At 46.5% G+C, this 8,620-nt stretch carries 2 protein-coding genes and 1 pseudogene; all 3 read left to right on the top strand.

The genetic code is table 11. From position 1 onward, the window contains the following. Positions 1 to 229: pseudogene (locus H740_RS11880) on the top strand (methyl-accepting chemotaxis protein); the annotation flags it as partial. A gap of 157 nt (positions 230 to 386) precedes the next feature. Continuing rightward, positions 387 to 4,946: a retention module-containing protein gene (locus tag H740_RS03610; RefSeq protein WP_004322583.1), complete on the top strand. Its 4,560-nt coding sequence runs from the start codon at positions 387 to 389 to the stop codon at positions 4,944 to 4,946. A 231-nt stretch (positions 4,947 to 5,177) separates the two neighbouring features. Then, positions 5,178 to 8,585: a DUF748 domain-containing protein gene (locus tag H740_RS03605; protein ID WP_004322582.1), complete on the top strand. Its 3,408-nt coding sequence runs from the start codon at positions 5,178 to 5,180 to the stop codon at positions 8,583 to 8,585. Positions 8,586 to 8,620 lie beyond the last annotated feature (35 nt).

Genomic DNA, 8,620 nt, shown 5'->3' with positions numbered 1-8,620 from the left:
TGGCGAAATCGAAGCTAACGCAAACGTACTAGCTCAAAGCATAAACGATATGAGCGAGAATATAAAAGAGCAAACCGGCGCAATAAATATGATAAACGAGTCGGTCTCTGCGATAGACAACATCACGCACGAAAATATCTCTATCGTAAATACGACAAACGACATAACGCGCCAGATCGACGATATGGCTAAAAATATCGTCGCGGACGTTAGAAAGAAGAAATTTTAAAATTTAGGCTAAATTTGAGGGGTGCAGAGTTAAATTTGCGCCTCTAAATTTGGCTACAACGCCTCTAAAATTTAACTCATTGTACTTTGGTACAATATACAAAATCTTCAAATAACTATATAATCCGCACAAATTTAAAACGCAAAAAGGAACTTCTATGCCAACTCAAGCAGGAATAATAAAAAGTATAGAGGGTAAAGTCGTAGCTATCGGTAGTAACGGCGTAAAAAGAGAGCTAAACGTAGGAGATCTAGTTTATCTCGGCGAGAGTGTCGTCGGGCAGGACGCGGCATCTAAAATCGTAATCTCGGCAAATAACGGCAAAGATATCGTAATGCTAGGCAAAGATACGCTGGTGCTAGATCAAAGCGTAGCGGTAAACGAGGGCTTTGGAAACGAGGCGATGATGGCTAACGTTGAGGCGTTGCAACAAGCATTGCTTAATGGAACCGAACTGCAAGATCTAGAAGCGACCGCAGCGGGCGGTGGCGCTGGCGCTGCCAGCGGAGACGGCGTTAGCCTAAGCCAAGTTTCATTTACTCAGGGCGGTCATATTTCAAACGTGAGCGCTACTTACGGCGATTTAGGCGGAGCCAGCCAAAGCTCGCAAAGTAGTAACGCCTATCAGGGCTCAGCCGCAAGGGGCGTCTCCGAGAGCATTAGTTCTCAGCAGTCACAACTAGAGCCTCAGCTAAATCCGAAAAAGATCGAAATCCCATCATCAGCATATGATGCGGAGATAAGCCAAACAGGCGCTAAAGCAGCTGTAAGAACCACAAATTTAGATAAATCAAATGAATACTTCGAGGCCTTAGACAGCGCCGTGAGCGGACAGGCATCAGCTCCGTATGCAAATTTTAATACGGCTAATACGAGTTCTTTATTTAGCTCGGCGATCCCGGGCGGGTATACCGTGACTAAAGAGAACAAAACCGTAAATTCGCAGACTTTTGAAAAGGCTTATCTAAACTACAACACCGAAGAATTCGACATCCAAGACGGATGGTATATAAGTAAGGATAAGAGCGTAATCATAGGCTCAGATCAAGCTAAAAAGCTAGTAGTAGCAAGCGAAACGACCGATACTTTGGGATATGATCCTGCAACTACTACTATCGTGAAGGTTAGTAACGCCGTAAAACCTAAAATTTTCGGTTCCGACAAGGCTGACGATATCACTGTAGATGGAGCTAAGGTGGATATGGTTTCAACTGGAACCGGAGATGATACGATTACCGTCAAAAACGGAGCTGAAATTTTAAATAACGTAAACAGCGGTAGCGGCGATGACAAGATCAATGTAGAAGGCGAATATACGACGATACAAGGCAGCGTTTTTGCCGGCAGCGGTAACGATACTATAAATGTTAGCGATAAAGCCGTAATCAAAAAAGCTATCTTTGACGGCGACGGCGACGATACCATCAACGTAAAAAGCGGCGCTACGGTAGGGGATAGAGACTCTAGCATTGCCAAGGATCAGTATGATGCCGGCGTGCAACTAGGTACCGGAAACAACAAAGTGGTGGTCGACGGAGACGACACTAGCGTGAGCAGAATAACAGGCTATAAATTTGGAGAAGCTAACGGCGGCGGAACGCTTGAGACTAAAAACGACGTAACCGTTCAAAATAAGGCTACGGTTGCTTTTGATATAGATATAGACAGTAGGGATAATCAAAAAGTCACCGTAGACGATGCTACCGTAAAAGGAACTATCTTTACAAATTCTGGTGACGATAAGGTGTTTGTTAAAAACGGCTCTAAAGTGGGCGGAATATTGACCGAGGGCGGCGGCGACGAGATAGAAATAACCGACTCCGAAATAGGCGGAGCAGATAGCTTTTACGGCGTATACGTCAGTAGAGTAACCGGACAATCGTCTGATCTTTCGCATAATCACCAAGGCGTACACGCGGATAGCTATCTAGGCGGGGCTCAAAACGACTACAACAAGCACGGCAATGATAAGATCACTATCAAAAATTCAACCGTAAACGGTCAAATTTGGGGCGGTAGAGGCGACGACGAGATCAATATAATAAACAGCGAAGTGAAGAAAAACGTATTCGGCGATGCAGATCATAGACAAAACGTTACTGACGGTAGCGTGGACGGCAAGGATACTATAAATATCACAAATAGTACTATCGGCGGAGTTGTCTACGGCGAGGGCGGAAAAGACGATATAACCGTAAACAAATCTACCATAGAGGGCAAAAGCGCTACAAATAGCCAAGGAAACCCGTTCAGAGTAGCTATAGTAGGCGCAGAGGGCGATGATAAGATCTTGGTGCAAAACGAATCTAACGTAAAAGGCAATATTTCCGGAGATCAAGGCGGCAATACTATCACGGTAGAGAGCGGTTCGAAAGTAGCCGGATGGGTTTACGGAGCCAATGCGGGCATGTATAGCGAAACCGGAAATAACACCATAACCGTTACCGGAGAAAATACCGAAGTATCTCGCGTCGGCGACGTAAGCTCGGGCGACTCTACAATAACGATCAGCGATAAAGCCAAAGTAAAATCCGTACAAGGCGATAAAGGCGTAGATACTATTACAGTAGACAACGCTACCGTATCAGAAAAAATCGAAGGCGGACACGGCGACGATAAAATTTACGTTAGAAACGGCGCTAGAGTAGAAGGCTATGTTAGCGGAGATCTAGATAACGATACTATCGAGGTTTCGGGAGAAAATACTTACGTAAAAGAAGTAAAAGGCGATAAGGGCGACGATACGATAACTGTGGAAAATAAAGCCAAGGTCGTTACCATAGAAGGCAACGACGGCACGGATACTATAAACGTTAAAAATAACGCTACCGTAGGTAACGTGTTTGGCAATGACGGTATAGATACCATAAACGTCGAAAACGCTACGGTAAGAGGAAACATCCGCGGCGGCGCAGGCGACGACGTGATAACTGCGAAAGGAAGTTCTTCGATAAACAATATATTAGGGGAAGCCGGAAAAGATACCATAACCCTAGAAAGCGGTGCTAAAGTCGTAGGGCAGATAAGAGGCGACACACTAACCATGAATGATGTTCATGAAAAGCGTGTAAATCCAAGTAAGAATATAGTAGATAGCGGCGCTGATGCTGATACTATAACTCTAAGCGGAGCAGAAACTAGTGCAAAAAATATATTAGGTGGAGATGGCAACGATATTATTAAAGTAAAAGACGGCGCAAAGACCGAGCTCATCATAGCAGATGAAGGTGATGATGAGGTAATCGTAAGTGGTGCGGGAACTTATGTTGGCGGTATAAACGGCAGAGGCGGCGACGATACGATCCTGGTAGAACAAGGCGCAAAGGTAGACGGCATAGTCGGAAGATGGGGGAATGATAAGATAACCGTAACCGGAGCCGGCACGGTCGTAACCGGAGACGTAGAAGGAAATGAAGACGGCGACACAATCAAAATTTTAGACGGCGCTACCGTAGAAGGAAGCGTAAAGGGCGGCAATGGAGAAAATCCTAGCGTATACGGTGCGGCTCAGGATTCCGACGGAAATAATATCACCGTCCAAAACGCCGAAGTAAAAGGCAACGTCGAGGGTAGCACCTATGGCGGCAAAAATGATATCAACGTTTCAAATTCGACAATCGGAGGCAGCGTTTTAGGAGGTATAGATATAGACGTGATCAACGTAACAAGCGGATCAAAAGTCAACAAAACCGTAGAAGGTGGTACGGGCAAAGACGAGATAACCGTAACCGGCGCAGGAACGGTAGTAGGCGAAGGACTAACTACTCCGCAGCTTAGAGTAAACGGAAGCATCACGGGCGGCGAAGATAATGACAAGATAGTGCTTAGCGACGGAGCGCACGCTGTAAATGCGGGCATAGCCGGCTGGGGCGGCGATGATAAGATAACCGTAACCGGAAGCGGCACTAGAGCGCACTCGGTTAGCGGTCACGCCGGCGACGACATTATACGCGTAGATAACAAAGCCTATATCGAGCACGCAGTTAGCGCAAACACCGGAAACGGCACCGTAACGGTCTCGGGCGAGGGCACTAGCGTGGGCGGAATACAAAGCAACGGCAACGCGCCTATCACCGTCGAAGACGGCGCCGAGGTAAGGGGCGCTCTATACGCCTACGGACCTAGCGGCGAGCAGACTATCGTCGTTCAAGGCGGAGCGAAGGTAAACGTCATAAATACGACCGTAGACTTTAGAGATGATAACAATACCGGCGGCAACACCGAGGATACCGTCATTGTAAAAGATGCAGGCACCGTAGTAAACGCCGTAAGAACCGGCAACCACGAGGATACGCTAATCGTCCAAGACGGCGCGACCGTAGGTAGCGTCGGTTTGGGTACCGGCAACGACACTAAGATGACTACGACCAACAACAACGGCAACCTAGTCGTAAACAGCCTAGACGGCGACGGTAACATCGATCTATCAAAGATCGCAAAAGTAGCGGAAAATATAAACTCGGTCGATGTAAGCGCTGTAAACAACGCCGTGCTAAACGTCGATCCAAAAGACGTGCTAGACCTTGGTGCATCAGGCAATACACTAGAGATCAAGGGCGGCAGCGACGATACCGTAAAATCAAAATCGAGCGGTCAATGGAGTGCGGATGGATCTGACGCTACGCATAAATCGTTTACAGGTAGCGCAAACGACGATAACGGCGTGGCGCAAACCGTGACGATCAAGGTAGAAAACGACGTCGCTACCGATCTGTAAATTTGACCGCTAAGCTCGGTGATTTAAAAATTGCCGAGCTTGAGCGATTTACAAATTTAGCCCCCGTAAATTTGATCTTAAAAGATAAATTTACGGGCTAAATTTGACGCCCGCTTTAAATCTCAAAATATCTCCAAATTTTACATTCAAATTTTACTCGCAAATCCACCAAAATAACCGCCCTTTAATCAAAATCCTAGTAAAATCCGCCAAAAAAATCGAGGCAAATTTATGCAAAAAAGTAAAAAAATCGCTCTTATTATCCTAGGCTCGCTCGCGGGCTTGCTGCTCATCTACACGCTCGCGGGCTTTTTAGGCGTACCTTACGCGCTAAAAAATACACTACCTGCAAAGCTAAAGGATATGAACGCGAGCCTTAGCGTAGCGGAGGCTAAATTTAACCCCTTTACCTTCGAGCTAAACGTCACGCGCACCGAGCTAAACACGACCGCGCCGCTTTTTAGCGCGGAGCAAATCGACGTCAAGCTTAAGCCTTTTTCGCTCTTTAAAAAGCTCGCGGAGGTCGATATATTGCGCCTTGAAAGCCCAAGCGTAAATATCGTTAGAGATAAAAACGGCACGCTAAATTTGGCTACGTTTTTAGGCGAGTCAAACGCTACTAGCACCGAAAATAACGAAACTAACAGCATAAATTTCGCTCTAAACAGCACAAAGATAATCGGCGGCTCGTTTGCCTACTCGGACGAGAGTTTAAAACAGCCTTTTAGCGCCAAATTTGAGGGTATAAACTACGAAATTTCAGGCATAAATACCGAGCAAAATAGCGCCGGCAAGCACGTCTTTGACGCAAACTCCACGCTAGCTCAAAAGCTAGACTGGCAGGGCGGCATCGACCTCGCACCGCTTCGAGTTTACGGCGAGCTTAGTCTAAAGGACTTTAACGTCCGTCCCGTCGCTCTTAGCTTCATCGACACGCAAGATCTGCGCATAAACAGCGCACTTATAAACGCGAAAACTAGTTACGAACTAAGCGCGGACGGCGGCGTTATCAAGGCCGCTTTAAAAAACGCCGCTTTAAATTTAAAGTCGTTTGAAGCGCAGCTAGACGGGCAAAATTTGAGCCTAGAGGAGCTTGATCTACCTGCTATCGAGATAAACGCCGACGTGAGCGAAAAAAGAAGCGTCGCAGCCGATATTAGCGAGATAAAATTTAAAAACACGAGCTTTAAAGGCGAAGTGCAGGCAAATTTAAACACGCTAAATTTAAGTGGCGTCGCGCTTAAGGCGGATATGAATAAAAAAGGCGATATAAATGCATCTGCAGCGCTAAAAACCCTAGGCGTTAGCGGTATAAATTTGACCGAAAAAAGCGTCGGCGAGATAAAGCTAAAAGACGCAAATGCAAGCGAGCTGGATGCTAAAATAAAAGGGCAAAATATCGCCGCTAGCCTAAAAAATTTGACGCTTAGCGCCGCATCCGCTCCCGTAGGCAAAAACGGCGCAGCAAGCCTAGAAAAGCTCATAATAAACGCGCCTAAATTTACGCTGGAAAATAACGCCAGCACCGCTTCTATCGGCGAAATAAAAGCGCAAAAAATCGCGCTAAAAACTAAAAATAAAGAGATCGCTGCCGTCGCTGAAATCGGCATGAAGGACGCGGATCTAGATCTAGCCAAAACCGCGCTTCGGATCGAAAGCGTCAGTATAAATAAGCCTAAATTTGCAACCGATATAAAAGAAAACGGTGAAATTAGCGCTATTGGCGAGCTTGGACTAAACGGCGAAAAAACCGCCGCCAAAACAAAAGCAAAAAGCAAGACCGAAAGCGCGAAAAAACCTGCCAAATCTCAAAAAATGGCAGAAAAAAGCAATGTCGGCAAAGATAAAAAAGTCGAGCAAAAAAGCGCTCAAGATACAAAGAGCGGTTTTAAATTTAGCGTTAAAGGTGTCGCTGTTACGGGCGCCGACATAGGTATAACCCATGTCTTTGAGGGGCAAAAGATAGTGCACAAATTTGACGGTTTAAATATAAATTTGCAAAACATCAGCGAAAATTTAGCCTCGCCCGTAAGCGCCAAAGTCGACATGAAAAGCTCGCAAAAGCTAAATTTGGCTCTTAACGGCAAAATAACTCCAGAGCCCCTAAATATCGAAGCGGACGTTAAGCTAAACGACGCAAATCTGCCTCGCTACTTCGCCTACGCTAAAAACTATTTGGACGCGAGCCTAAAAAGCGGCGAGCTAAATGCCGAGCTAAACGTAAAATACGCCGCGGACGCCTCCGTAAGCGGTAAGGCAAACATCGCAAATATCGAGCTTGCGGACGGCTCTGGCGATAAGGTTTTTGCCTTTAAAAACCTCAAACTATCTAAAATTTCATTTGCGAAAAATTTGTTAAATTTAGAGCGCGTGACCCTGAGTGCGCCGTTTTTAAAGACTCATCTAAATAAAGAGCGTGAATTTAACCTAAGTCGCCTCGTGAAAAAAAGCGAGAGCGAAAGCGCGCAAAAAGCAGACGTAAAACAAACCGCCGCTAAAAACGAAAAGCCCGTAGAGGCCGCAAAACAGCAGAAAAAAGAGGGCGAGTTTGATTTTGCTATCAAGAACATCCTCGTAGAAAACGGCGACGTAGACTTCTCCGACGCGTCGCTATTTATGCCGTTTGCGACTAAGATCACCAAGCTAGAAGGCGTGTTGATGGATATCGACAGCACTAGCCCGACGATGGGTACGTTTGAGGGCGTGGTCGGCAAGAGCGGCTTTAGCAAGATCGGGCTCAAGCTGCTGCCGTACGACCCAAAAAAGAGCACTGAGGTCAAGCTCGGCTTTAAAGACATCGATCTAGTCGACGTGACGCCTTATAGCGGACAATTTTTGGGCTACAAGATAGAAAAAGGCAAGCTAAATTTGACCCTAAACTACGACGTTAAGGACTCTAAGCTAAACGGTAGCAACGTCGTAAATCTAGATACTCTCACGCTTGGAGAAAAGGTCGAGTCAAAAGATGCGGTAAATTTGCCGCTGTCGCTTGCCATCTCGATCCTGAGCGATCAAAACAACCAGATAAACATCGATCTACCTGTGGAGGGCGATCTAAACGACCCGGACTTTAAATACGGCGGTATCGTCTGGGCGGCCGTGAAGAAGCTATTTGCCGATATCACGCTAGCTCCGTTTAGATTCCTAGGTAGTGCGCTAGGCCTAAGTAGCCAGGATCTAAACACCATCGACTTTATGCCTGCAAATGCCGAACTCATAGTGTCTGAGCAAGCTAAGATAGCCGACTTTATCAAGCTAACAACGGCAAAACCTAAGATGAAGCTAAGCATCACGCCCGCCTACTCGGACGTGGACGTAACGGCTCTAAAAAACGCAAAACTAAACGAAAAAATCGGTCAAACGATGGCGCAGACGGGCAGCGACTACGCAGGAGCGCTCGCATCGTTAGCTCCAAAAGAAAAAAGTAGCGACGAAAAGGCGCTGAGAGAAGCTGCGCTAAAAGGCATCGAGGTGAAAAAAGAGCAGCTGCTGGAACTTGCTAACGCAAGAGCTCAAGCTATCAAGGCGGCCTTAGCGCAGGCTGGACTAGCCGAGGATAGGATAGTCGTCAAAAAGCCTGAAAAAACGGATGTCAAGCAAGGCGAATACTCAAGCGTGATGATGGGCGTGGCGGATTAAATTTGTATGGTTGCGGGTGTTTATTTCATCCGCAC

This window comes from Campylobacter showae CC57C, from assembly GCF_000344295.2.
Classification (GTDB): domain Bacteria; phylum Campylobacterota; class Campylobacteria; order Campylobacterales; family Campylobacteraceae; genus Campylobacter_A; species Campylobacter_A showae_B.
Note: the sequence above shows the minus strand (reverse complement) of the source record. Positions and strands in the feature narration are given on the sequence as shown.

Excerpts from the sequence above, each read along its gene's own strand:
- H740_RS03605 (WP_004322582.1), top strand. The coding sequence starts at position 5,178 with ATGCAAAAAAGTAAAAAAATCGCTCTTATTATCCTAGGCTCGCTCGCG.
- H740_RS03610 (WP_004322583.1), top strand. The coding sequence starts at position 387 with ATGCCAACTCAAGCAGGAATAATAAAAAGTATAGAGGGTAAAGTCGTA.